The sequence below is a fragment of the Pantoea stewartii subsp. stewartii genome (assembly GCF_008801695.1).
Lineage (GTDB): Bacteria > Pseudomonadota > Gammaproteobacteria > Enterobacterales > Enterobacteriaceae > Pantoea > Pantoea stewartii.
Genome location: NZ_VZPF01000019.1, coordinates 39035 through 62739 on the forward strand (window position 1 = coordinate 39035; position 23705 = coordinate 62739).

A 23705-nucleotide genomic window follows, 5' to 3' on the forward strand; every position below is an offset into this window, starting at 1 on the left:
AGCCTTCCGCATCGACACAGATCAAGATTTTTCAAGAAATTATGGGTTCTGTGATAGGCAACGTCACACTCAACCCCTATAATCGGCGCCGTTTCTTAGCCGGGGCGTGCGCCCTCGGTTTCTTCAGAACGTCAAGACAGAGGTCATCATGGCAATCGAACGTACTTTTTCTATCATCAAGCCAAACGCCGTCGCGAAAAACGTGATCGGTGCTATCTACAACCGTTTTGAAAGCGCAGGATTCAAAATCGTTGGCGCAAAAATGCTGCAGCTGAGCAAAGAGCAGGCTGAAGGTTTCTACGCAGAGCACCAGGGCAAGCCGTTCTTCGACGGTCTGGTTGAATTCATGACCTCTGGCCCGGTTGTGGTTTCTGTACTGGAAGGCGAAAATGCCGTTCAGCGTCACCGTGACCTGATGGGTGCAACTAACCCAGCCAACGCACTGGCCGGTACACTGCGTGCTGACTATGCTGACAGCTTCACCGAAAACGCTACTCACGGTTCTGACTCTGCAGAGTCTGCAGCCCGTGAAATCGCGTACTTCTTCGGCGAAAACGAAATCTGTCCACGTACCCGTTAATTACTGACGCGTACACGGCTTTACAAAAATCTGCTGACCCGCGGTCACTCGCACCTGTTATCGGGCAGCAGATGTTGTACAATATTGCGCCTTCATTGAGCCAGCTTAGTGAAGGCGTAATTTTTTCTTTTCCCAACCGCGCCATAACGTGTAACAACGAGGCCAGAGAACACTATGTCCGAACAGATTGTGACGCCCGCGTCCACCTCACCGCTTTCCGTTTCGCCCAAAAGCCAAAAAATTAACCTGCTGGATCTTAACCGTCAGCAGATGCGCGAATTCTTTGTGTCCCTGGGTGAAAAACCGTTCCGTGCCGATCAGGTGATGAAGTGGATTTACCACTACTGCTGCGACGATTTCGAGCAGATGACCGACATCAATAAAAAGCTGCGTAACCGCTTAATGGAACTCACCGAAATTCGCGCGCCGGAAGTGGCCGAAGAGATGCGTTCAACGGACGGCACCATTAAGTGGGCTATTCGCGTGGGCGATCAACTGGTGGAAACGGTATATATCCCGGAAGGCGACCGTGCCACGTTGTGCGTGTCCTCCCAGGTGGGCTGTGCACTGGAATGTAAATTCTGCTCAACGGCGCAACAGGGCTTTAACCGCAATCTGCGCGTCTCCGAAATTATCGGCCAGGTCTGGCGTGCGGCAAAAATTGTCGGTGCAGCCAAACTGACCGGCCAGCGTCCTATCACTAACATCGTGATGATGGGCATGGGCGAACCTCTGCTCAACCTGAATAACGTCGTCCCGGCAATGGAAATCATGCTGGATGACTTCGGTTTCGGTTTATCAAAACGCCGTGTGACGCTGTCGACCTCGGGCGTGGTTCCGGCTCTCGACAAGCTGGGTGACATGATTGACGTGGCGCTGGCTATCTCGCTGCATGCGCCCAATGATAAACTGCGCGATGACATCGTGCCGATTAACAAGAAGTACAACATCGAAACCTTCCTGGCGGCAGTCAAACGCTATATTGGTAAATCCAACGCCAACCAGGGACGTGTCACGATTGAGTATGTGCTGCTGGACCACGTGAACGACAGCACCGATGATGCGCATGAGCTGGCTGCACTGCTCAAAGAAACACCGTGCAAAATTAACCTGATCCCCTGGAACCCCTTCCCGGGCGCACCTTATGGGCGCAGCTCAAACAGCCGCATTGACCGCTTCGCTAAGGTGCTAATGGACTATGGCTTTACCACCATTGTGCGTAAAACCCGCGGGGACGATATTGATGCCGCCTGTGGTCAGCTGGCGGGTGAAGTCATCGACCGCACCAAACGTACCCTGCGTAAGAAGATGGCCGGTGAAGCCATATCTGTGAAGGCGATCTGAAAGGCGGACGAACAGGGTTTCTGATCGGTTACCGGCGTGGCAGGCTGCTGCTCACCACACGGATGACAGGGAGGAAACCTTATGCGCAAAGGAGCAGGCGCGCGGCTACTGACCGTTTTTGTTGTAAGCGGTTGTGTCAGTTCACCGTCGCAACCCGGGGCCGCAGAATTGCGTTTACAGCTGGGTATGCATTACCTTGCCGTAAACGATTACAGTGCGGCGCGCCGTAATTTCCTTCGCGCGCAGGCGGCAGCGCCAAAGGATTATCGGGTGCAGCTGGCCTTTGCCAGGCTCGCTCAGCGTCAAGGGCAAACTTCTGCTGCGCATCTTCATTTTTTACAGGCGCAGCAAATTGCCCCATATAATGGTTACATCGCTAACAATTACGGTGCGTTTCTTTGCACTTTAGGGCAGTATGATGAAGCGCATCAACAGTTTATCCGGGCAAAAGATGCGCAGGAAGGAGACGCCCGCATCGATGCGTACGAACTGTCGGGATATTGTTATCTGCGGGCAGGGGACAGACAGTCAGCGCGAGCAGCATTGTCTTATGCGCGTGATGTGGACAGAAGTAAGGGAGAATCGCTGCTGGCTGAAGCTGAAAGAGCGGTCGAACATGACCAATGGGCTAACCTGGCGCTATTGTTAGAGCTTTACCAGCCGCTGCCGGAGACGGCACGCAGCCTGGCGTTACACATACGTTTCGCCGCGCAACAGGGAAATCACGCAGACGTTTCACGTTATGGCGACCAGTTAGTGCGACGTTTTCCGCAATCGATAAAGTACCAGCGTTATTTAGCTAATGAATACTGAAGCCACTCAAGAAAATTCTGCAGTTCATTCCACAGGTGCCCGCCTGCGTATCGCCCGTGAGCAAATGGGACTTACGCAGCAAAATGTCGCTGAACGCCTGTGCCTTAAACTTTCTACCGTGCGTGATATTGAAGAAGACAAGTCACCTGCGGATTTAGCCTCTACCTTCCTGCGCGGTTATATTCGTTCCTATGCGCGTCTGGTGCATATTCCTGAAGAGGAACTGCTGCCGATGATGGCAAAACAGACGCCAGTGCGGGCAGCCAAAATCGAACCGATGCAAAGCTTCTCATTGGGTAAACGCCGCAAGAAGCGGGACGGCTGGTTAATGATCTTCACCTGGCTGGTGGTCTTTGTTGTCGTGGGTCTGACGGGGGCCTGGTGGTGGCAAAACCATAAAGCCTCTCAGGATGAACTGGTGTCGATGTCCGACCAAAACGGCAGCAGCGGTGACAACAGCCAGTCGATTCCCTTAGGGCAAAACAGTGGTTCGTCCTCCGCGGCAGCGGATAACAGTACCAGCGTGCCGTTAACCAGTGGAAACAGCGCGGCGAACCCTGCTCCTGCTAACAGTGGCACAGCGGCCAGCACGCCCGCTGAAAACGACAACGCAAATGCAGCCACCTCCTCTTCGGCAGAGAACAATGCCGTGGTTTCACCCAGTCAGGCACCCGTAGAGAACACTACTGCACCGACGTCGTCGAACGCTACGCAGCCCATGCCTGTGGGCGCAGCGGCCGTCAGCGAACCTGCCGCCGATCCGAATGCGGTGGTGATGACTTTCACGGCTGATTGCTGGCTGGAAGTCAGCGATGCGACGGGCAAAAAACTGTTTAGCGGTATTCAGCGCAGTGGCGGTAAACTGAGCCTGTCAGGAACGGCCCCGTATCGTCTGAAAATTGGTGCGCCGGCAGCTGTTCATGTCGAATATCAGAATAAACCCGTTGATTTAAGTCGCTTTATCCGTAATAACCAGGTTGCTCGCCTGACGTTGGGTGCGCAATAACAGCGTAACGCGTGTTCCGGGCAATTGTGGAGAAGAAATATGCATAACCAAGCACCCATTATCCGCCGTAAGTCCAAACGTATTTACGTCGGCCAGGTGCCGATTGGCGATGGTGCGCCCATCGCCGTTCAGTCAATGACGAACACCCGCACCACCGATGTGGCCGCGACGGTCAGTCAGATCAAAGCCCTTGAGCGCGTGGGGGTGGATATCGTTCGCGTGTCGGTGCCCACGATGGATGCCGCCGAAGCGTTTAAACTGATTAAGCAGCAGGTCAATGTCCCGCTGGTCGCCGATATCCATTTTGACTACCGTATCGCGCTGAAAGTGGCGGAGTACGGTGTGGATTGCCTGCGCATCAACCCCGGCAACATTGGTAACAACGAGCGTATCCGCTCTGTTGTTGACTGTGCCCGCGATAAAAATATTCCCATCCGCATCGGGGTTAACGCCGGATCGCTGGAAAAAGATCTGCAGGAAAAATACGGCGAACCTACGCCGCAGGCCCTGCTGGAATCGGCCATGCGTCATGTCGATCATCTGGATCGCCTCAACTTCGATCAGTTTAAAATCAGCGTAAAAGCCTCGGATGTGTTCCTGGCCGTTGAGTCCTATCGTCTGCTGGCCAAACAAATTGAGCAGCCGCTGCACCTGGGGATCACCGAAGCGGGCGGCGCACGCGCGGGGGCAGTAAAATCCGCTATTGGTCTGGGATTACTGCTTTCAGAAGGCATCGGCGACACACTGCGTATCTCGCTGGCCGCTGACCCGGTAGAAGAAGTTAAAGTGGGCTTTGATATCCTGAAGTCGCTGCGTATCCGTTCACGCGGCATTAACTTCATTGCCTGCCCGACCTGTTCTCGTCAGGAGTTTGACGTGATTGGCACGGTAAACGCGCTGGAGCAGCGACTGGAAGACATTATCACGCCGATGGATGTCTCTATCATTGGCTGTGTGGTGAATGGTCCGGGCGAAGCGACAGTGTCCACGCTGGGCGTGACCGGCAGCAACAAGAAAAGCGGTTTCTACGAAGACGGTGTCCGTCAGCGCGATCGTCTCGACAATGACAATATGATCGATCAACTGGAAGCACGCATTCGCGCCAAAGCGGCGATGCTGGATGAAACCCGTCGTATCGACGTACAGCAACTGGAAAAATAATCCTTTGCGCGTACGGCATGCACGACTTTTTTAGCTGAGCCTGTGCGGTTTCATCCTCATGAGGTATGATGCCGGACAGGTTTTTTTGCATTAAGAGATTTTAACGTGGCGAAGAATATTCAAGCGATTCGCGGGATGAACGATTTTCTGCCTGCGGATACGGCCATCTGGCAACGAGTTGAAGATGTCCTGAAGTCCGTGCTGGCGAGTTATGGTTACAGCGAAATTCGCTTACCTATTGTAGAGCAAACTCCCCTGTTCAAACGTGCAATCGGTGAAGTCACCGATGTGGTTGAAAAAGAGATGTACACCTTTGACGATCGTAATGGCGAAAGCCTGACGCTTCGTCCGGAAGGGACGGCAGGCTGCGTACGTGCCGGTATCGAACACGGCTTGCTTTACAATCAGGAACAGCGCCTGTGGTACATGGGCCCTATGTTTCGCTACGAGCGTCCGCAAAAAGGGCGCTATCGCCAGTTCCACCAGATTGGTGTGGAAGTCTTTGGCCTGCAGGGGCCGGATATTGATGCCGAGCTGATTATGCTGAACGCCCGCTGGTGGAAAGCGTTAGGTATCGCCGACCATGTGCGCCTTGAACTGAACTCTATCGGTTCACTTGACGCGCGCGCCAGTTACCGCGAGGCGCTGGTTGCCTTTCTGGAACAGCATAAAGAGGCGCTGGACGAGGACTGCAAACGCCGCATGTACAGCAACCCAATGCGCGTGCTTGACAGTAAAAACCCGGATATTCAGACGCTGCTGAACGATGCGCCTCAGCTTGGTGACTTCCTCGATGAAGAATCACGTGCCCACTTCGATGGCCTGCGTGCGTTGTTAGATGATGCCGGTATCGCTTACACGGTGAATCAGCGCCTGGTACGTGGGCTCGATTACTACAACCGCACGGTGATTGAATGGGTCACCGACAGCCTTGGCTCGCAGGGCACCGTATGCGGCGGCGGACGTTACGATGGCCTGGTCGAACAACTGGGTGGACGTGCGACGCCAGGTGTCGGTTTTGCCATGGGCATGGAGCGTCTGGTGTTGTTAGTGCAGGCGGTGAACCCAGAATTTGAACCCGCGCGTAATGTCGATGTCTATGTTATCGCTTCAGGTCAGGGCGTTCAGTCAGCGGCAATGCAGCTGGCCGAAAAATTGCGTGATCAGCTGCCCGATATGAAGTTGATGACTAACTTCGGCGGCGGGAACTTCAAGAAGCAATTTGCACGCGCAGATAAGTGGGGCGCTCGCGTGGCGCTGGTGCTGGGTGAAGATGAACAGAAAGCCGGCCAGGTCGTGATTAAAGATCTGCGCAATGGCGAACAGCAAACGCTGGCGCAGGCGGATGCTGCGGCTGCACTGCGCACGCTGTTACAGTAAGCGCGTTATGGCACAACCATTGAAAGGAGAGGGATTGCGTGGAAGTGTATAGCAATGAGAACGAACAGGTTGATGCGCTGCGTCGCTTTTTCGCCAACAACGGTAAAGCATTAGCCATTGGTGTGGTTATCGGTATTGCTGCATTAGGTGGCTGGCGTTACTGGTCGAGCCATGAGCAGGATTCTGCTAAAACCGTGTCGGCTGAGTACCAGAAACTCACCAGTGCCATGCAGGTCAGCAAGCCTGAAACGCTGGAAGCCGTTAACACGTTTGCCCGCGAAAACAGCAACACCTATGGTGCCCTGGCGGCGCTGGATCTGGCGAAGCAGTATGTCGACAGCAATCAGCTGGACAAGGCCGAAAGCCTGCTGCAAAACGGATTAAAAGACACCAAAGATGCCAATCTGCAGGCGGTAATTAACCTGCGCCTGGCACGCATTCAACTGCAACAGAATCAGGCTGATGCGGCACTTAAAACCCTTGACGGTGTGAAGGGTGATGGCTGGACAGCCATTGTGGCTGACATCCGCGGCGAAGCGCTGCTGAGCAAAGGCGATAAGCAGGGCGCGCGCGATGCATGGAGTAAAGGCGTCGAATCTGACGCGTCTCCGGCGCTGAAGCAAATGATGCAGATGAAGATGAATAACTTAAGCTAAGCCAGTCAAGAGAGAGCGCATGGAATTACGTAAATACCTGCTGCCGGGGCTGATTTCAGTCACCCTGCTCAGCGGTTGCTCGCTGTTCAGCGGCGAAGAAGATGTAGTGAAAATGGCCCCATTGCCGAAAGTGGAAAACCAGTTCACGCCGAAGACAGTATGGAGTACAGGCGTGGGCGACGGGATTGGCGATTTCTATTCCAACCTGCATCCGACCTGGCAAGACGGCACCGTTTATGCGGCTGACCGCTTTGGTATCGTAAAAGCGCTCGATGCAGCGGATGGCAAAGAAAAATGGAAAGTCGACCTCTCTGAGAAAACCGGCTTCTTCTCTAAAAACCTGTCTGCCATGCTGTCCGGTGGTATTACCGTCAGCGGCGATCGCCTGTATATCGGCAGTGAGCGCGGTCAGGTTTATGCCCTGAACACCAGTGATGGTTCGATTGTATGGCAAGCTAAAGCGGCTGGCGAAGCGCTGTCGCGTCCTGTGGTCAGCGATGGCCTGGTGCTGATTCATACCAGTAACGGTATGTTGCAGGGTCTGGATCAGGCGACCGGGGCGGTGAAGTGGACCGTGAACCTGGACATGCCTGCGCTGTCGCTGCGCGGTGAATCAGCCCCGTCAGTTGCCTTTGGTGGCGCGATTGTGGGCGGCGACAACGGACGCGTCAGCGCCGTGATCATGAATCAGGGCCAGTTGATTTGGCAGCAGCGTATTTCACAGCCGAGCGGGGCGACGGAAATCGACCGCCTGAGCGACGTGGATACCACGCCGATCATTGTAAATGGTGTGGTTTACGCGCTGGCGTACAATGGCAACCTTTCCGCACTGGATCTGCGTTCAGGGCAGATTTTATGGAAACGTGAAATTGGCGGCGTGAAAGATCTGATTGTCGATGCCGGGCGTATCTACCTGGTGGATCAGGACGATCGTGTGATTGCCCTGAATGCGGATGGCGGTGTCGCTATCTGGCGTCAAAGCGAGCTGCTGCATCGTAATCTGACCTCACCGGTGCTGTATAATGGCTACATCGTCGTCGGTGACGGCGAAGGCTACCTGCACTGGCTGAACACCACGGATGGCCGCTTTGTTGCCCAGCAAAAACTGGATAGCTCGGGCTTCCAGACTGAGCCTGTTGTCGCCAGCGACAAGCTGCTGATTCAGTCGAAAGATGGTGAAGTTTATGCCATTACCCGCTAACGGGTAAGTTGTCAGGCAGGGTTATCCTTCCGGCACAGCGGCTCCTGATTTCATCAGGGGCCGTTTCGTTTTTAGTCAGGCATGGTATCCTTTGCGCCGTAAGCCTGAACTGAACGGCTAAAGCCGTTATAATCACGCCATTCGGGCGAATTAATACATTATTGAGGCATTGTTATGGTACCTGTGGTCGCGCTGGTTGGGCGTCCCAATGTGGGAAAATCTACGCTGTTTAACCGTTTAACTCGCACACGAGATGCGCTGGTAGCGGATTTTCCTGGACTGACTCGCGATCGCAAATATGGTCGCGCCGAAGTGGAAGGGCGCGAATTCATTGTTATCGATACCGGCGGTATTGATGGCACCGAAGACGGTGTTGAAACGCGTATGGCGGAACAGTCGCTGCTGGCGATTGAAGAAGCCGACGTGGTGCTGTTTATGGTGGATGCCCGTGCAGGCATGATGCCCGCCGATCAGCAAATTGCAAAACATCTGCGCGCACGTCAAAAAGCGACATTCCTGGTCGCGAATAAAACGGACGGGCTCGATCCGGATCAGGCGATTGTGGATTTCTATTCACTGGGTCTGGGGGAGATCTACGCTATCGCCGCGTCCCACGGCCGTGGTGTGACCAGCCTGCTGGAGACGGCGCTGCTGCCGTGGATGGAAAAGGTTGATCCCGTAGAAGTCACCGAAGAAGATGAAAACGAAGCCTACTGGGCCGCGTTAGCCGCAGAAGAGAACGGTGAGGAAGAGGAAGAAGAGGACGATTTCGACCCGACCACACTGCCGATCAAGCTGGCGATTGTCGGACGTCCAAACGTCGGTAAGTCTACGCTGACTAACCGCATTCTGGGTGAAGATCGCGTGGTCGTTTATGACATGCCAGGCACCACGCGCGACAGTATCTACATCCCGATGGAACGTGACGATCGTGAATATGTGCTGATCGATACCGCCGGGGTGCGTAAGCGCGGCAAAATCACCGATACGGTGGAGAAATTCTCGGTCATCAAAACCCTGCAGGCGATTGAAGACGCTAACGTGGTGATGCTGGTGATCGATGCGCGCGCCGGCATTTCCGATCAGGATTTGTCACTGCTCGGCTTTATCCTGAACAGCGGCCGCTCACTGGTGATCGTGGTGAACAAGTGGGATGGTCTGTCGCAGGAAGTGCGTGATGAAGTCAAAGAGACGCTGGACTTCCGTCTGGGCTTCATCGACTTTGCGCGCGTGCACTTTATTTCTGCGCTGCATGGCAGCGGTGTAGGCAACCTGTTTGAATCGGTAACCGAAGCGTACGACTGCTCAACGAAGCGTGTAAACACCTCGCTGCTGACGCGCATCATGAACATGGCGGCAGAAGACCATCAGCCACCGCTGGTGCGTGGTCGCCGCGTTAAGCTGAAGTACGCCCACGCGGGTGGCTATAACCCACCGATTGTGGTGATTCACGGCAACCAGGTGAAAGATTTACCGGACTCCTACAAGCGTTACCTGATGAACTATTTCCGTCGTTCTCTGAACGTAATGGGCACGCCAATCCGCATTCAGTTTAAAGAGGGTGAAAACCCGTATGAAGGCAAGCGTAACCTGTTAACGCCAACGCAACAGCGTAAGCGTAAGCGTCTGATGGCGCACATGAAGAAAAATAAGCGTTAACTAATCGAGGGCCAGATGGCCCTTTTTTTTTGCCCTGGCATTGTGCTTATTTACACAATGGTGAAAAACGCTGCGCCAGAACTGTGGACATTTCGTACCCGACAGCGGCAAGGTCCACTGCCCAGGATGGGATATCCGCTGTCACAGGGCGCCTGTCTGTCCCGATTGTCATCAACCCTTACGTGACTGAGGCGAGGTGACCGATGACGTCTGCCAGCATGCGGGTTTACTTTCCCGATACCGACTGACGTACATCCTCGCCCCCTTAAAAGCTCAAAACATCACTTTAGTTGTCCGCTGGGCTACTCTCTGGATCGGCGTGGCCTTATCCAGCGTAAAAATTTGTAGCGAAAATGCTATTGCTTAGTAACAAACAGGGGCTTTGTTGAATAAATGGATTTTATGCTGTGGTACTATGAAAACGGTTGTTTCAGATAACATAAAATCAATGCGTTACATGCTTGCGTATGACGGTGTTCTGTCTGGCATCAGCGTTTTCTACCAAAACAGTGCAGACAAAACAGAATGATTACCTATTATTCAACAAAGCCCTATTATTCAACAAAGCCACAAACAGGTTTAAAACCTCACTGCATAATGTACCAGGTGGTACAATTTCGCCGCGTCATGACGGAGTATCGCCTGCTCTGGCTTCCTCCGGAAACATATCATTCATTTCATGGACGCAGGTCTGATTTAATTGGAATTAAAACAACGCCGTCTCATTAACCTGCAACGTTAACCGCGATACGCGCGAAAAGCGGCGGGCGAAAGAGCGGACTTTGTTTATCAGGAGAGTAAGTGTTATGGCTGAAACATCCTCTCGATCCGGTAAAGGATTGAGAATATGGTCTGTGCTGCTCGGGCTGGTGCTACTGGCAACCGGCCTGTTCTTTGCTGTTGGCGGGGGACAACTCGCAACGCTTGGCGGCAGTTGGTATTTCCTGGTTGCGGGCATCGTTATCGTGCTGTCAGCCATTCAGTTTTTACGGGCAAAATCCTCAGCGGTTGTGCTTTTCCTGCTGGCATTTGTAGGGACTTTAGTCTGGGCGGTGGTGGACGCTGGCCTGGTCTTCTGGCCACTGGTTTCTCGCCTGATGGTGCCCGCCGGTTTAATGATTCTGGCCTTCCTTACCTGGCCCGCCTTACGCAAGCGCGAGAATAAACCTTCGCTGGCAAAACTCTCTTATGCGCTGTCTGCCGTCATCGCCGTGGGTATGGTGGCTACATTAGTCCAGATGTTCCAGCCGCATCCAACTGTGGCGGCAACGGGTCCTGAACTGCCGCTGATTCCGGTAGAGAAATCGAAGCAACAGCAAAACTGGGATAACTACGGTAATACCGCTGGCGGCAGCCGTTTTGTCGCGCTCGATCAGATAACCCGTGACAACGTGAAGGATCTGCAGGTTGCCTGGACTTACCGTACGGGGGACATTCCCGAAAGCCCAACCGGTAACGGTGCGGAAGATCAGGAAACGCCGTTGCAGGTCGGTAATACACTTTACCTGTGCACGCCGCACAATAATGTCATTGCCGTCGAAGCTGACAGTGGAAAGCAGATCTGGAAGCGTGAAATCAACGCACAGGCTGAAGTCTGGCCTCGCTGCCGTGGTCTGGCCTATTTCGACGCGACGAAACCGCTGAACCAGCCAACGCAGCCCGGCTCAACGCCAGTACCGGCCATAACGCTGGCGGCAGGAGACAGCTGTCAGCGCCGTATTCTGATGAATACTATCGATGCGCGCCTGATTGCGATCAACGCCGACAACGGTGAATTCTGTGAAGACTTCGGTAACCATGGCATCGTCGATCTGAAAGCGGGCTTAGGTGATGCGCCCGATCCGCTTTATCAGCTGACCTCAGCCCCAACGCTTGCCGGAACCACGGTGGTCGTGGGCGGCCGCGTGGCGGATAACGTGAAAACCGACATGCCTGGCGGCGTGTTGCGCGGTTTTGATGTGATCACCGGTAAAATGCGCTGGGCGTTTGACCCGGGCAATGTCGATCCTAATGCCATCCTGATGCCTGGCAAGGACTATACGCGCAGTACGCCGAACTCCTGGGCGCCGATGTCGTACGATGCGGCCATGAACACCGTGTTCATTCCTATGGGCAGCTCCTCCGTTGACCTGTGGGGAGCCAATCGTACCGCGCTGGACCATAAATATGGAGCCTCGGTACTCGCGCTGGACGCGACAACCGGTAAAGAGAAGTGGGTTTATCAGAACGTTCATAACGATCTGTGGGACTTCGACCTGCCGATGCAGCCCAGCCTGATCGACTTCCCGATGAAGGATGGCAGCACCAAACCTGCGGTCGTCATCGGCGGTAAAACCGGCATGATTTTTGTGCTGGATCGTCTGACCGGTAAGCCGCTCACCAAGGTTGAAGAGCTGCCGATGCCGCAGGGTGATATCCCGAACGAGCAATATACAAAAACCCAGCCGCATTCGACCGGTATGCCGATGATTGGTAATCAGACGCTGAAAGAGTCGGATATGTGGGGCGCAACCCCGTTCGATCAGCTGGCCTGCCGTATCGCGTTTAAGTCAATGCGCTACAACGGCCTGTTTACCGTACCTGGCACTGATAAGTCGCTGAGTTTCCCGGGTTCACTGGGCGGGATGAACTGGGGCAGTATGTCCACCGATCCGAATAACAACCTGTTGTTTGTTAACGACATGCGTTTAGGATTATGGGTACAGATGATCCCGGTTGATACCAGCAAAATTTCACGCGGCAGCAACGGGGGGGAAGCCATCAATACCGGTATGGGCGCGGTTCCGTTGAAAGGCACGCCTTATGCCGTGAACAAAAACCGCTTTATGTCACCGTTGGGTATTCCTTGCCAGGCGCCACCGTTTGGTACCCTGTCTGCGATTGACATGAAAACCCAGAAAATCGTCTGGCAGGTGCCGGTAGGTACGGTAGAAGATACCGGTCCGTTCGGCATCAAAATGCGCGCGAAAATGCCTATTGGCATGCCGACGCTGGGCGGTACGCTGGCGACGCAGGGTGGACTGGTGTTTATTGCCGGTACTCAGGACTACTACCTGCGCGCGTTCGATAGCGCCACCGGTAAAGAAGTCTGGAAAGCCCGTTTGCCTGTCGGCAGTCAGGGTGGACCGATGAGTTATGTCTCACCGAAAACCGGTAAACAGTACATCGTGATTTCCGCGGGCGGCGCACGCCAGTCGCCGGATCGTGGTGACTATGTGATTGCTTATGCGCTGCCAGACAGCAAATAAGCGACGATAAAACAAAAGGGCCATCGTGGCCCTTTTTTTTGCGTAACGGAAAACCCGTTTTCCCGACAGGATAAGCTACGGGTTCATAAGACGTGCCGCAGGGCAAACCCGAAGCCGCCTTCTGAGAAGGCGGCTTTGTTACTTACCGTCGCGCAACAGCGACTTGAGTTCTGGCGGCGCCTGTTGCTCGGGAACCAGTATGACGACCGTGCCGGACTGCTGGCGCGTGGCATATTGAATCTGGATGCGGAAGTAACGTTGATCCCCGCGTCCCACCTCTGCTGCTTTTTCCTTGAGTTCGCCCAAAGGCATCGCCCGTTCCAGTACCTGACAGACGTGCGCTTTTTCGGGAGGCGGAAGTTCGCCCAACGGAAATCGACGCTCATTCCGTAAGCCAGGAATAAAAGCAAAGCCGCCTTCTTGCGTTACCACAATCGTTGCGTCATCGGTGAGCTCGGGGAGTTGACTCATAACACGCCTACCTCTTTCCACGCTTGTTCAATTGCGCTCGCCACCGTGGTGTCGAAGCGCTTTTTACCATGCTGCACGGTGAGTTGTGCAAAGGCTTTGAAGTCCGCATCCTGATGTAAATCTTTATCGCACAGCGTGTCGTACCATGCCTGACCCGCTCGCTCCCAGGCATATCCGCCCAGGGCTTTTGCGGCCAGATAAAAGGCACGATTAGGAATTCCGGAGTTCAGGTGCACACCGCCGTTATCCTCACGTGTTTTAATATAGTCCTTCATGTGGCCTGGCTGAGGATCTTTCCCCAGCATCGGGTCATCGTAAGCGGTGCCGGGATGTGACATTGACCGCAGACCCTTACCATTGATGCCTTTTGCCAGCAGCCCTTCACCGATGATCCAGTCGGCCTTATCGGCTGTCTGTTTCAGACTAAACTGTTTCACCAGCGAACCAAACACATCAGACATGGACTCGTTCAACGCACCGGCCTGTTCAAAATAGATCAAACCGGCTTCGGTTTCTGTGACGCCGTGCGACAACTCATGCGCCACCACATCAATCGCAATCGTGAAGCGGTTAAAGATTTCGCCATCACCGTCGCCAAACACCATTTGCTGACCGTTCCAGAACGCGTTTTAGTACTTCTCACCGTAGTGAACCGTCCCAGCTAGTTTCAGACCGTGATTATCCAGAGAATTTCGTTTATAGATTTGCCAGAAAAAGTCGTGTGTGACACCAAGATAGTTCCCGGCTTCGTCGGCAGCAACGTCACCATTTGAAGACTGGCCTTCTTTACGCACCAGCGTGCCAGGTAATGTTTCCTGGTTTTTGGCATCATAGATTTCACGCTCAATCTTCCCGGCCTGCGTGGTTTTTGGCGCTGCCGTCTTTTTCCAGTGTTCAGCCATCAGGTGCTGAACATGGGTCAGTGTACGACGTGCCTGCTCCTGCTGGTGGCCGGTGCCGTGATCGATAATTTTGCGAAGAATATAGGGAGGAATAACGCTGAAAGCCATTTGAGACTCCTTGGCATGAGGGATGTACCAGGAAGTATAGTTAAGAAATGCTTTTCTTTCGTCTCGGTTTTTCAGGAATAAGTTGCGTGACCTGGCTTTCAACCCAGCCATCATCAAGGCGGGTGCGTAACCGATCGCCCTTATTCAACTGACCAGTTTTTTTCACGACCTGTCCATGGGTATCCGTCGTAACGCTGAAACCCCGCGCCAGCGTGGCGAGCGGGCTGACGCCTTCCAGTTGCGCGGCAAGCTGACCAAAACGTTGTTTATCGCGGTTAAGCATTTTTTCCATGGCCTGCTGCAGGCGATAGTGCCAGTTCTGCAGACTTTTTTGTGCCTGATACAGGCGTTCTTGTGGCTGCTGTTGGGCCAACCGCTGTGCCAGGCGATCCTGCTGACGGCTGGCGTGGCGAAGCCGTGTTTCCATCGCATCGCCCAGGCGCTGTTGTAGCCGGAACAGCAGGGTCTGCTGGCGCGCAAGGCGCAACTGCGGATGTTGCTGCTGCAGGCGATGATCTAAACGGCTGAACAGGCGCTGCTGACGCGCCAGATAGTAATCCATTGCCATTTCCAGCCGCTGCTGCTGTGACTGAAGTTGACGCAACAGCTCAAGCTGATTACGGCTGACAATTTCTGCCGCAGCCGATGGCGTTGGGGCGCGCAGGTCAGCGACAAAATCAGCAATCGTGACGTCAGTTTCATGCCCGACAGCACTGACCACGGGAATGTGGCTGGCAAAGATAGCGCGCGCCACGCGCTCGTCATTAAAGCTCCACAGATCTTCCAGCGAACCGCCGCCGCGTCCCACGATTAACACGTCGCACTCTGCACGCTGGTTAGCGATTTCAATCGCACGTACGATCGCGGCAGGCGCATCTACGCCCTGTACGGCGGTGGGATAAATCACGACCGGTAGTGAGGGATCGCGACGGTGAAGCACGCGCAGTACATCGTGCAGCGCCGCGCCGGTAGCAGACGTTATGACGCCGACCTGCTTTGCCGGTTGCGGCAAGGGCTTCTTATGTTCTGGTGCGAACAGGCCTTCCTGTGCCAGCTTTGCTTTCAACTGTTCGAACTGCTGCTGGAGCAGGCCTTCACCGGCGGGATGCATGCTTTCAATAATCAGCTGATAATCGCCGCGCGGCTCATACAGCGTGATATTGGCGCGAACTAAGATCTGCTGACCATGTTGCGGGCGAAAGGTCACACGACGGTTGCTGTTACGAAACATCGCGCAGCGCACCTGTGCACCATCATCTTTCAGCGTGAAGTACCAGTGGCCAGAAGCCGGCTGGGTAAAATTAGAGATTTCGGCACTCAGCCACACCAGGCCCATCTCATTTTCCAGCAGCTGACGCACTGTGGTATTGAGACGACTTACGGTAAAAATATTGGCGTTCGGTGGCAGCGACATGTGACGAAGATCAAATTCCAAATCAGTAGGTTAATTAGTCGATACTACAGGCCCTGTTGCGCGGATCAAGACTTTTTCTAAAAAACTAGTGGAGGCAATCGATTACGCCCTGTATAATGCCGCGGCAATATTTTATCTATTCTCACGCACCCGAGGTGGAGTATTGCCATGTTAAGAATCGCTAAAGAAGCACTCACTTTCGACGACGTCCTGCTCGTTCCTGCTCACTCCACCGTCCTGCCTAATACGGCCGACCTCAGCACGCAACTGACCAAAAATATTCGCCTGAGCATTCCCATGCTTTCTGCTGCGATGGATACCGTGACCGAAGCGGGCCTGGCGATTGCGCTGGCACAGGAAGGCGGTCTGGGCTTCATTCATAAAAACATGTCAATTGAACGCCAGGCAGACGAAGTCCGTAAAGTCAAAAAACATGAAAGCGGCGTGGTTACCGAACCACAGACCGTACTGCCCACCACCACACTGGCCGAAGTTAAAGCGCTGACCGAGCGCAACGGTTTTGCTGGTTACCCTGTGGTGAACGCGAAAAACGAACTGGTGGGCATCATCACCGGTCGCGATGTGCGCTTTGTGACCGATCTGAACCAGCCTGTCACTGCCGTGATGACGCCGAAAGAGCGTCTGGTGACGGTGAAAGAAGGCGAAGCCCGCGACGTTGTTCTGCAAAGAATGCACGAAAAACGCGTCGAGAAAGCCCTGGTCGTGGACGACAGCTTCCATCTGCTGGGCATGATCACCGTAAAAGATTTCCAGAAAGCCGAACGTAAGCCTAATGCCTGTAAAGATGCGCAGGGCCGTCTGCGTGTGGGTGCTGCTGTCGGTGCCGGTGCGGGCAACGAAGAGCGCGTGGATGCACTGGTGGCTGCCGGTGTTGACGTCTTACTGATCGACTCTTCTCATGGCCACTCTGAAGGTGTACTGCAGCGCATCCGGGAAACCCGCGCGAAATACCCTGATCTCGAAATCGTCGGCGGCAACGTGGCGACTGGCGCGGGTGCGCTGGCGCTGGTTGAAGCGGGCGTAAGCGCCGTTAAAGTGGGCATCGGTCCGGGATCCATCTGTACGACCCGTATCGTTACCGGTGTCGGTGTTCCGCAGATCACCGCCGTTTCTGACGCTGTTGCGGCGCTGGAAGGCACGGGCATCCCTGTTATCGCTGACGGCGGTATCCGTTTCTCAGGTGATATCGCCAAAGCCATCGCGGCAGGTGCTTCCTGTGTCATGGTAGGTTCTATGCTGGCAGGTACAGAAGAATCGCCGGGTGAAATCGAACTTTACCAGGGCCGTGCCTTTAAATCCTATCGTGGGATGGGGTCACTGGGTGCGATGTCTAAAGGTTCATCAGACCGTTATTTCCAGACCGACAACGCCGCTGACAAGCTGGTGCCGGAAGGCATCGAAGGCCGTGTAGCCTATAAAGGCCGCCTGAAAGAGATCGTGCATCAGCAAATGGGCGGTCTGCGTTCATGTATGGGTCTGACCGGTTGCCCGACCATTGACGATCTGCGCACTAAAGCAGAATTCGTCCGTATCAGCGGTGCGGGCATCAATGAGAGCCACGTGCACGATGTGACCATCACCAAAGAGTCGCCGAACTACCGCATGGGTTCATAACCCCGCAAGATTTCCCGCCCGGCGACAGCCGGGCGCTTTACTTTATCAAGTCACCGTTTTGGAAAACCCTCAATGACGACGGAAAATATCCATAAGCACCGCATTCTGATTCTCGATTTTGGTTCTCAATACACGCAACTGGTGGCGCGTCGCGTCCGTGAGCTTGGCGTGTACTGTGAACTCTGGGCCTGGGACGTTACCGAAGCGCAGATTCGCGAGTTCAATCCCAGCGGTATCATCCTGTCGGGTGGCCCGGAAAGCACCACAGAACACGACAGTCCGCGCGCACCTGACTACGTTTTCACGGCTGGCGTGCCCGTGCTGGGCGTCTGTTATGGCATGCAAACCATGGCTATGCAGCTGGGTGGTAAGGTCGAAGGCTCTAACGAGCGCGAATTTGGCTATGCGCAGGTAGAGGTGAACACCGCCAGCGCACTGATTCGCGATATCGAGGATGCTATCAGCGCATCAGGCAAACCGTTGCTGGATGTCTGGATGAGTCACGGTGACAAGGTGACCGCGATTCCGGCTGACTTCGTCACCGTTGCCAGCACGGAAACCTGTCCGTTTGCGATTATGGCGAACGAAGAGAAGCGCTTCTATGGCGTGCAGTTCCACCCGGAAGTCACCCATACGCGCCAGGGCCTGCGCATGCTGGAGCGTTTCGTTATCGATATCTGCCAGTGTGAAGCGCTCTGGACACCGGCCAAAATCATTGAGGATGCCGTTGAGCGCCTGCGTGCACAGGTGGGCGACGACAAAGTCATTCTGGGCTTGTCCGGTGGTGTCGATTCCTCTGTGACCGCGATGCTGCTGCACCGTGCGATTGGTAAAAATCTGACCTGCGTTTTCGTGGATAACGGTCTGTTGCGTCTGAACGAAGCGCAGCAGGTGCTGGATATGTTTGGCGATCACTTTGGTCTGAACATTGTTCACGTCGATGGTGAAGCGCGCTTCCTGGATGCGCTGGCCGGAGAAAGTGACCCTGAAGCGAAGCGTAAAATCATTGGCCGCGTTTTCGTCGAAGTTTTTGACGAGCAGGCGCTGCGCCTGGAAGACGTGAAGTGGCTGGCACAGGGCACCATCTATCCGGATGTGATTGAATCCGCTGCCTCTGCCACCGGTAAAGCCCACGTCATCAAATCGCACCACAACGTCGGCGGCCTGCCAAAAGAGATGAAGATGGGCCTGGTCGAGCCATTACGTGAGCTGTTTAAAGACGAAGTGCGTAAGATCGGTCTGGAACTGGGCCTGCCGTACGATATGCTTTATCGCCATCCGTTCCCGGGCCCGGGTCTGGGCGTACGCGTGCTGGGTGAGGTGAAGAAAGAGTACTGTGACCTGCTGCGCCGTGCGGATGCCATCTTTATTGAAGAGCTGCATAAAGCCGATCTCTACAATAAAGTCAGCCAGGCCTTTACGGTGTTCCTGCCCGTCCGTTCCGTGGGCGTAATGGGCGATGGCCGTAAATACGACTGGGTCGTTTCACTGCGTGCGGTCGAAACCATCGACTTCATGACTGCCCACTGGGCGCACCTGCCGTATGATTTCCTGGGCCGCGTGTCCAATCGTATCATTAACGAAGTGAACGGCATTTCCCGCGTGGTCTATGACATTTCCGGTAAGCCACCGGCGACGATTGAGTGGGAGTAATCCCGCTTTCGGCATAGCCCGACAGTCGGTTATATCAAGCACGAAGCCCGCATGATTGCGGGCTTTTTTATTCTGCGTCCTTCGGCTGTCTTACGAGACCCTGTCGAAACCCATAAGGCACAGCCTCTGCTGATGCGGAAAAGGGTAACGCGGGGCACCAGGTCGACATATAAGGCAAAAAAATCAGCCGGCGTTATCCGGCTGATTTTATTAACAGTATTTCTGCCGGGGAGAAGAAGACGCACCTCCCCGGTCGGGCAATGCTTACTTAAGATGTTCCTTCAGCTCCACGGACGCCTGGCTTATCGCTGTGCGTACCGTTGGCTCTTTACTCAGGGCATTCAGCAAACCAAAGTCGTGGATCATGCCGTTGTAGCGGGTAACGGTTACCGGCACGCCGGCCGCGTCCAGTTTACGGCCAAACGCTTCCCCTTCGTCGCGCAGGACATCCAGTTCGGCGGTCTGAATCAGCGTCGGCGGTAAACCCGCCAGTTCTTCTTTGGTTGCGCGCAGCGGCGAGGCCAGAATGCTGTTTCGATCTTTTTCTGAGGTGGTGTAGTTGTCCCAGAACCACTTCATCATGTTACGGGTCAGGAAGTAGCCATTGGCAAACTGCTTATAAGAAGCATCGTCAAAGTTTGCATCGGTGACAGGCCACAGCATTACATCGTAGCGAATAGCCGGGGTTTTATTCTGCTTAGCCTGCAGCGCAACGGCGGCAACCATATTTCCGCCTACGCTGTTCCCCACCAGAGCCAGGCGCTTACCGTCCACCCCAATTTCAGCGCCGTGTTCGGCTACCCATTTTGTTGCCTCGTAAGCCTGGGTAATGGCGACCGGATAGTGCGCTTCCGGCGAAGGCGTGTAGTTTACAAACACGGCCGCAGCACCGGATTCATTCACGAGATCGCGTACCAGACGTTCATGTGTCGGAAAATCACCCAGCACCCAGCCACCGCCGTGGAAAAACATAAACACAGGCAGTACGCCAGCGGCATGGGCTGGTTTGACTATTGTCAGCGTCAGCGGTTTACCCAGTGCCGTAATGGTCTTTTCAGAAATCTGTGCAGGCGGCAGCGTGGCACCTTTCTGCACCCCTGTAAGCACCGCGCGGGCTTCTTTAGGGGATAAGGTTTCAATCGGTTTTCCGCCGCTACTGTTAAGCGCGTGAAGAAATGCCGCCACGCCAACGGTGGGCTCCGGTGCGTTTTCGACCGGACTGGCCCATGCTGATGTCATCTGGCTGGCTAACAGTAAAGCACCTGCGGTGAGTTTCACTTTCATTGGGGGTTCCTTGTGTTTGCTATTAAGTAGTGTGCTATTTAGTTTGGCTACAATGCCAGCGAATTATCATCTTGTAAACAACTAAATAGTGAGCGATCTAAATTTTTACTGTCTCACGGTGGCATGAACGCGCCAAAACAGCGCCAAATAGCGGGGACGGAATAAAAAATAACTCTGTTTATTAGTGGCTTAAAACGGTGGGTGATAATTTAACACCTGCTTTTTTTTGCGCGCTTCACTCATGTTGAAGCCGCTACGCTCGCGAACAGGCTATCGATTATTGGTACGTCTTGATCGAACCGAGTTAAATCAGGGCAGTGCAACAGCCGCGCTTGCACCGCTGATATGGAAAATGTTCGGTGTCGAGGGGGAGGCTGACGCGCTCGGTAAACTGCTTTTGCCAGAAGCACAACCGCGCTACCGGGACTGGTTGCAGCACATTGCGGATCAGGCTAGCGGTCAGTCCCCTTAGCGCACTGGCGTAACCGGGGGGAGGAAAACTGTGCAAAAACCTTTGCGTCACCTTGCCATGCGTTTCAGCGCAGAAATGCTGATTTATGCGTTAATGGGATGCTCGCCGCTGATCATCGCGCTTACGGCAGGGCTGGTTGCCAGTGTGGCCGGTTGTCCGCTGAATGAGAGCCGCGCGTATCCCTGCTTTATTCTGGGATACGATACCGGCCAGCTCCTTTACAGGATGGGCGTTTCAGGCTGGTTCAGTCTGTATAGCCTGCCGCTGGGGGCGATGCTCATGATGCTACGCACCGCAGTCTTCTTTGGGCAACTGTATTCACATTACCGTGCCAGGGGCAGCTAACGTGTCATGCCGCCGCAGGCGAAGTGAAGTCAAAGCCGGTGCTTTATTGCACTATAACAGCCTGTCTCTGATCCCCGGGAACCCTCATGCTGACCCTGAAAATTTTTTGTCTCTGCTTTCTTACCGTCATTGTGCTGTCGCTCGCGGCCAGTCTGGCGCAGGCGACGCGCGGCGCTGATGCCCTGAATCAGGGCGGCTGGGCGACTGCCCGGCGGGATTCGGCAGGGCTCGCTCCCGATCCGCATGTTAACGCCAGTCAGGCCATCATTCAGGTTTATGCCGCGCCGACCTATGGCTGGAAGGGTGCCGTTGCGGTGCATCCGTGGATTATTTTTAAACGCGCAGGTGAAACCCGCTATACGCGTTATGAAGTCATCAGTTGGGGCAGTGGCGATAAGGTAAGGCGCAATGCCTCTTTGCCAGATGGTTACTGGTACGGTGCAAAACCGCGTTTGCTGGTGGAGCACCGTGGCCCTGAAGCGCAGAACCTGATTCCGCAGATTGAAGCCGCCATCAAAACCTATCCCTGGCCCACGACCTATCATGCCTGGCCCGGACCGAACAGTAATACTTTTATGGCGCACATTGGGCGCAACGTGCCCACGCTGAAACTGAATCTGCCTGCTAACGCTCTGGGGAAAGACTATCGGCCATTATGGCGTCCGGTTGGCTTACCGCCTTCAGGGCGCGGGGTTCAACTGTCCCTGCTTGGCGTGGCGGGCGTAACGATCGGCGTGCAAGAGGGCGTTGAGTTTAATCTGTTAGGACTGAGTGCTGGCGTCGGATTTGCGCCGTTTCAGCTGCGCCTGCCTTTTATCGGCGGTGTAGGGCATAACAACCTGCAACATGATCATCCCTGATTGCCGGCCAGGGTGAGGCGTCGGGCGCATTGACGTCCTGCCCTCGTCTACCCTGACGCGCTAACGGCCCACAGGTTAGCGCGTCCCGGCAGAAACGGTCAGCAGACGCCGAAATCGCCATCTTCGTGATAAATGTTCACGCTGTCTGCTTTAATTTCAATTTCCTTTTTGCTGGCATCATCTACGCGCGCGCACCAAAGCGTGTCGCCTTCTGCACGCAGCACGACCATTTTAGGACCGCCCGTTTTCGACTGAACCAGGTCATCAGGGTTAAACATATTTCCTCCGTTGTTTTCTGATGGTTATGTCTGGCATCGCAGCCTCGCATTTTTTGCGCGGCCTTTTCCATTTTAGACACAACCCGTTTTACCTGCCGTCCGACTGCTCGCATCCTGTCCACACATCACAAAAATACCGCAATGTTGTCAGTTGACAACCGTAAAAATATAAGGAATGCTACGCGCCATGGTGGACAGAAAGCGGCACCCGAATAAAGAGATTGAGGCAGCATTACGTTACGCAGAATCTTACGGATGGCGGGTTATTGCCTCCGGTCATCATGCATGGGGAAAGCTGTATTGCCCCTCAAATCTTGAGACATGCCGGTGTGGGGAATTTTGTCTGACCTGTATCTGGCACACACTAAAAAGCGCGACGAACCATGCAAAAGCATTGCGGCGCGTCGTAGATAACTGTAGTGAGATAAAAAAACGCAAGCGAGGGCATTAACATGACGGAATACTGTTTCACCTTGCGGTTTGAACTGCCTGAAACGCCAGCACCCATTGATACACTACTGGAAAAACTGGCCGAGGCAGGATGCGATGATGCGCTGGTGGGCGCGGGAACCGCCGGCAAGCTGGCGCTGGAATTTACCCGCCAGGCGATGTCGGCCAGCGATGCGGTCGACAGTGCGGTCCGGGATGTACAGGTTGCCATTCCTGGCGCGGTCATGATCGAAGCGGCACCGGACTTTGTCGGCTTAACCGATGTGGCTGACCTTATTGGCGTGTCGCGTCAAAATATGCGCAAACTGATGCTGACGCACAGCAAACAGTTTCCGCTGCCGGTGCATGATGGCAAAACTGCTATCTGGCATTTAGCCGACGTGCTGGAGTGGCTGGGGCAGCGCAATCACTACCAGCTACCCGCGGTCACCTGCGAACTGGCGCAGGTAACCCGTCGGCTTAACGTGTTGGGTTCCGTGCAGCGCTACGGTTACCAAAAAACTAAGCCCTAAATAACTGCTCGGAATAGTAGATCACTTAGAGGGAACTCAGTCCGGTTTATGCGATCTGATCAATCGCTGAATATCCCAAATCACCAGCCGGACTGAGCAATGTCGATCATAGCACCAATACCCAGAACCGAACGACGCCTGATGCAGAAAACTATCCATAAAACAAAGGACAAAAACCACGCCCGGCGGCTCACCGCCATGCTGATGCTGCATCGTGGTGACACCGTCAGTCATGTTGCCAGAACACTCTGCTGTGCCCGCTCATCGATTGGT

At 54.5% G+C, this 23705-nt stretch carries 20 protein-coding genes and 2 pseudogenes; 17 read left to right on the forward strand and 5 right to left on the reverse strand.

What is annotated here, in order from left to right; genetic code table 11:
• Nucleotides 1-148: 148 nt before the first annotated feature.
• The 10 genes from ndk (at nt 149) to F7Q90_RS07365 (ending at nt 13048) form a co-directional block, all read left to right on the forward strand.
• Nucleotides 149-580, forward strand: a complete 432-nt coding sequence (ndk, locus tag F7Q90_RS07320; RefSeq protein WP_003848684.1) for a nucleoside-diphosphate kinase — start codon at nt 149-151, stop codon at nt 578-580.
• Nucleotides 581-754: 174 nt separating this feature from the next.
• Entirely contained in the window at nt 755-1924 is a 1170-nt protein-coding gene (locus F7Q90_RS07325) for a bifunctional tRNA (adenosine(37)-C2)-methyltransferase TrmG/ribosomal RNA large subunit methyltransferase RlmN (RefSeq protein ID WP_006120628.1), read from the forward strand.
• Between the two features lie 81 nt (nt 1925-2005).
• Complete coding sequence (gene pilW, locus F7Q90_RS07330) at nt 2006-2737, forward strand: type IV pilus biogenesis/stability protein PilW (protein WP_006120627.1); 732 nt, start codon at nt 2006-2008, stop codon at nt 2735-2737.
• A complete protein-coding gene (gene rodZ / locus F7Q90_RS07335) occupies nt 2727-3743 on the forward strand; it encodes a cytoskeleton protein RodZ (RefSeq protein WP_006120626.1) in 1017 nt (338 codons plus the stop codon). The genes pilW and rodZ overlap by 11 nt, the downstream gene beginning before the upstream one ends.
• Before the next feature lie 39 nt (nt 3744-3782).
• Nucleotides 3783-4904 (forward strand): flavodoxin-dependent (E)-4-hydroxy-3-methylbut-2-enyl-diphosphate synthase, encoded by a 1122-nt coding sequence (gene ispG / locus F7Q90_RS07340; RefSeq protein ID WP_006120625.1) that lies wholly within the window; start codon nt 3783-3785, stop codon nt 4902-4904.
• 105 nt (nt 4905-5009) lie between these two features.
• Entirely contained in the window at nt 5010-6284 is a 1275-nt protein-coding gene (gene hisS, locus F7Q90_RS07345) for a histidine--tRNA ligase (protein ID WP_006120624.1), read from the forward strand.
• Nucleotides 6285-6322: 38 nt separating this feature from the next.
• Nucleotides 6323-6940, forward strand: a complete 618-nt coding sequence (locus F7Q90_RS07350; RefSeq protein ID WP_006120623.1) for a YfgM family protein — start codon at nt 6323-6325, stop codon at nt 6938-6940.
• Between the two features lie 19 nt (nt 6941-6959).
• Nucleotides 6960-8141 carry an outer membrane protein assembly factor BamB gene (bamB, locus tag F7Q90_RS07355; RefSeq protein ID WP_006120622.1) on the forward strand — a complete coding sequence of 394 codons (1182 nt, stop codon included), beginning with the start codon at nt 6960-6962 and terminating at the stop codon, nt 8139-8141.
• Between the two features lie 174 nt (nt 8142-8315).
• Nucleotides 8316-9800, forward strand: a complete 1485-nt coding sequence (gene der / locus F7Q90_RS07360) for a ribosome biogenesis GTPase Der (RefSeq protein WP_006120621.1) — start codon at nt 8316-8318, stop codon at nt 9798-9800.
• Nucleotides 9801-10606: 806 nt separating this feature from the next.
• Nucleotides 10607-13048 carry a glucose/quinate/shikimate family membrane-bound PQQ-dependent dehydrogenase gene (locus F7Q90_RS07365; protein ID WP_006120620.1) on the forward strand — a complete coding sequence of 814 codons (2442 nt, stop codon included), beginning with the start codon at nt 10607-10609 and terminating at the stop codon, nt 13046-13048.
• 138 nt (nt 13049-13186) lie between these two features.
• Here F7Q90_RS07365 and F7Q90_RS07370 read toward each other — a convergent pair whose 3' ends face one another.
• From F7Q90_RS07370 to xseA, 3 genes and pseudogenes are all read right to left on the reverse strand, one after another.
• Complete coding sequence (locus F7Q90_RS07370) at nt 13187-13519, reverse strand: protealysin inhibitor emfourin (protein WP_006120619.1); 333 nt, start codon at nt 13517-13519, stop codon at nt 13187-13189.
• A pseudogene (locus F7Q90_RS07375) lies at nt 13516-14529 on the reverse strand (M4 family metallopeptidase). Before F7Q90_RS07375 ends, F7Q90_RS07370 begins: the two are co-directional and overlap by 4 nt.
• A gap of 40 nt (nt 14530-14569) precedes the next feature.
• Nucleotides 14570-15943: an exodeoxyribonuclease VII large subunit gene (xseA, locus tag F7Q90_RS07380; protein ID WP_006120618.1), complete on the reverse strand. Its 1374-nt coding sequence runs from the start codon at nt 15941-15943 to the stop codon at nt 14570-14572.
• A 168-nt stretch (nt 15944-16111) separates the two neighbouring features.
• Between xseA and guaB the strand changes: the two genes are divergently transcribed.
• Both guaB and guaA read left to right on the forward strand, forming a co-directional pair.
• On the forward strand, nt 16112-17578 hold the full coding sequence (gene guaB, locus F7Q90_RS07385; RefSeq protein ID WP_006120617.1) for an IMP dehydrogenase: 1467 nt from the start codon (nt 16112-16114) through the stop codon (nt 17576-17578).
• A 72-nt stretch (nt 17579-17650) separates the two neighbouring features.
• Nucleotides 17651-19231 (forward strand): glutamine-hydrolyzing GMP synthase, encoded by a 1581-nt coding sequence (gene guaA, locus F7Q90_RS07390; protein WP_006120616.1) that lies wholly within the window; start codon nt 17651-17653, stop codon nt 19229-19231.
• Nucleotides 19232-19495: 264 nt separating this feature from the next.
• Here the strand turns inward: guaA and F7Q90_RS07395 are convergent, their stop codons facing one another.
• Nucleotides 19496-20515: an alpha/beta hydrolase gene (locus tag F7Q90_RS07395; protein ID WP_006120615.1), complete on the reverse strand. Its 1020-nt coding sequence runs from the start codon at nt 20513-20515 to the stop codon at nt 19496-19498.
• Between the two features lie 502 nt (nt 20516-21017).
• Here F7Q90_RS07395 and F7Q90_RS07400 point away from each other — a divergent pair.
• Together F7Q90_RS07400 and F7Q90_RS07405 are read left to right on the forward strand one after the other, a co-directional pair.
• Complete coding sequence (locus F7Q90_RS07400; RefSeq protein ID WP_006120614.1) at nt 21018-21332, forward strand: hypothetical protein; 315 nt, start codon at nt 21018-21020, stop codon at nt 21330-21332.
• Nucleotides 21333-21418: 86 nt separating this feature from the next.
• Entirely contained in the window at nt 21419-22192 is a 774-nt protein-coding gene (locus F7Q90_RS07405; protein ID WP_006120613.1) for a DUF3750 domain-containing protein, read from the forward strand.
• A gap of 98 nt (nt 22193-22290) precedes the next feature.
• Here F7Q90_RS07405 and F7Q90_RS07410 read toward each other — a convergent pair whose 3' ends face one another.
• Nucleotides 22291-22470 (reverse strand): hypothetical protein, encoded by a 180-nt coding sequence (locus F7Q90_RS07410; RefSeq protein WP_006120612.1) that lies wholly within the window; start codon nt 22468-22470, stop codon nt 22291-22293.
• Between the two features lie 187 nt (nt 22471-22657).
• On the opposite strand from F7Q90_RS07410, the gene F7Q90_RS27085 reads away from it, so the two are divergent.
• The 3 genes and pseudogenes from F7Q90_RS27085 to F7Q90_RS07425 form a co-directional block, all read left to right on the forward strand.
• Nucleotides 22658-22921, forward strand: a complete 264-nt coding sequence (locus tag F7Q90_RS27085; RefSeq protein WP_377776148.1) for a hypothetical protein — start codon at nt 22658-22660, stop codon at nt 22919-22921.
• A gap of 1 nt (nt 22922) precedes the next feature.
• Nucleotides 22923-23432 carry a helix-turn-helix transcriptional regulator gene (locus tag F7Q90_RS07420; protein WP_006120611.1) on the forward strand — a complete coding sequence of 170 codons (510 nt, stop codon included), beginning with the start codon at nt 22923-22925 and terminating at the stop codon, nt 23430-23432.
• Between the two features lie 99 nt (nt 23433-23531).
• Nucleotides 23532-23705, forward strand: a pseudogene (locus F7Q90_RS07425) (IS630 family transposase); the annotation flags it as partial.

What these genes read in the sequence shown, in the direction of transcription:
- ndk (WP_003848684.1), top strand. Translation starts at nt 149, where the DNA reads ATGGCAATCGAACGTACTTTTTCTATCATCAAGCCAAACGCCGTCGCG.
- F7Q90_RS07325 (WP_006120628.1), top strand. Translation starts at nt 755, where the DNA reads ATGTCCGAACAGATTGTGACGCCCGCGTCCACCTCACCGCTTTCCGTT.
- pilW (WP_006120627.1), top strand. Translation starts at nt 2,006, where the DNA reads ATGCGCAAAGGAGCAGGCGCGCGGCTACTGACCGTTTTTGTTGTAAGC.
- rodZ (WP_006120626.1), top strand. Translation starts at nt 2,727, where the DNA reads ATGAATACTGAAGCCACTCAAGAAAATTCTGCAGTTCATTCCACAGGT.
- ispG (WP_006120625.1), top strand. Translation starts at nt 3,783, where the DNA reads ATGCATAACCAAGCACCCATTATCCGCCGTAAGTCCAAACGTATTTAC.
- bamB (WP_006120622.1), top strand. Translation starts at nt 6,960, where the DNA reads ATGGAATTACGTAAATACCTGCTGCCGGGGCTGATTTCAGTCACCCTG.
- der (WP_006120621.1), top strand. Translation starts at nt 8,316, where the DNA reads ATGGTACCTGTGGTCGCGCTGGTTGGGCGTCCCAATGTGGGAAAATCT.
- F7Q90_RS07365 (WP_006120620.1), top strand. Translation starts at nt 10,607, where the DNA reads ATGGCTGAAACATCCTCTCGATCCGGTAAAGGATTGAGAATATGGTCT.
- F7Q90_RS07370 (WP_006120619.1), bottom strand. Translation starts at nt 13,519, where the DNA reads ATGAGTCAACTCCCCGAGCTCACCGATGACGCAACGATTGTGGTAACG.
- xseA (WP_006120618.1), bottom strand. Translation starts at nt 15,943, where the DNA reads ATGTCGCTGCCACCGAACGCCAATATTTTTACCGTAAGTCGTCTCAAT.
- guaB (WP_006120617.1), top strand. Translation starts at nt 16,112, where the DNA reads ATGTTAAGAATCGCTAAAGAAGCACTCACTTTCGACGACGTCCTGCTC.
- guaA (WP_006120616.1), top strand. Translation starts at nt 17,651, where the DNA reads ATGACGACGGAAAATATCCATAAGCACCGCATTCTGATTCTCGATTTT.
- F7Q90_RS07395 (WP_006120615.1), bottom strand. Translation starts at nt 20,515, where the DNA reads ATGAAAGTGAAACTCACCGCAGGTGCTTTACTGTTAGCCAGCCAGATG.
- F7Q90_RS07405 (WP_006120613.1), top strand. Translation starts at nt 21,419, where the DNA reads ATGCTGACCCTGAAAATTTTTTGTCTCTGCTTTCTTACCGTCATTGTG.
- F7Q90_RS07410 (WP_006120612.1), bottom strand. Translation starts at nt 22,470, where the DNA reads ATGTTTAACCCTGATGACCTGGTTCAGTCGAAAACGGGCGGTCCTAAA.
- F7Q90_RS27085 (WP_377776148.1), top strand. Translation starts at nt 22,658, where the DNA reads ATGGTGGACAGAAAGCGGCACCCGAATAAAGAGATTGAGGCAGCATTA.
- F7Q90_RS07420 (WP_006120611.1), top strand. Translation starts at nt 22,923, where the DNA reads ATGACGGAATACTGTTTCACCTTGCGGTTTGAACTGCCTGAAACGCCA.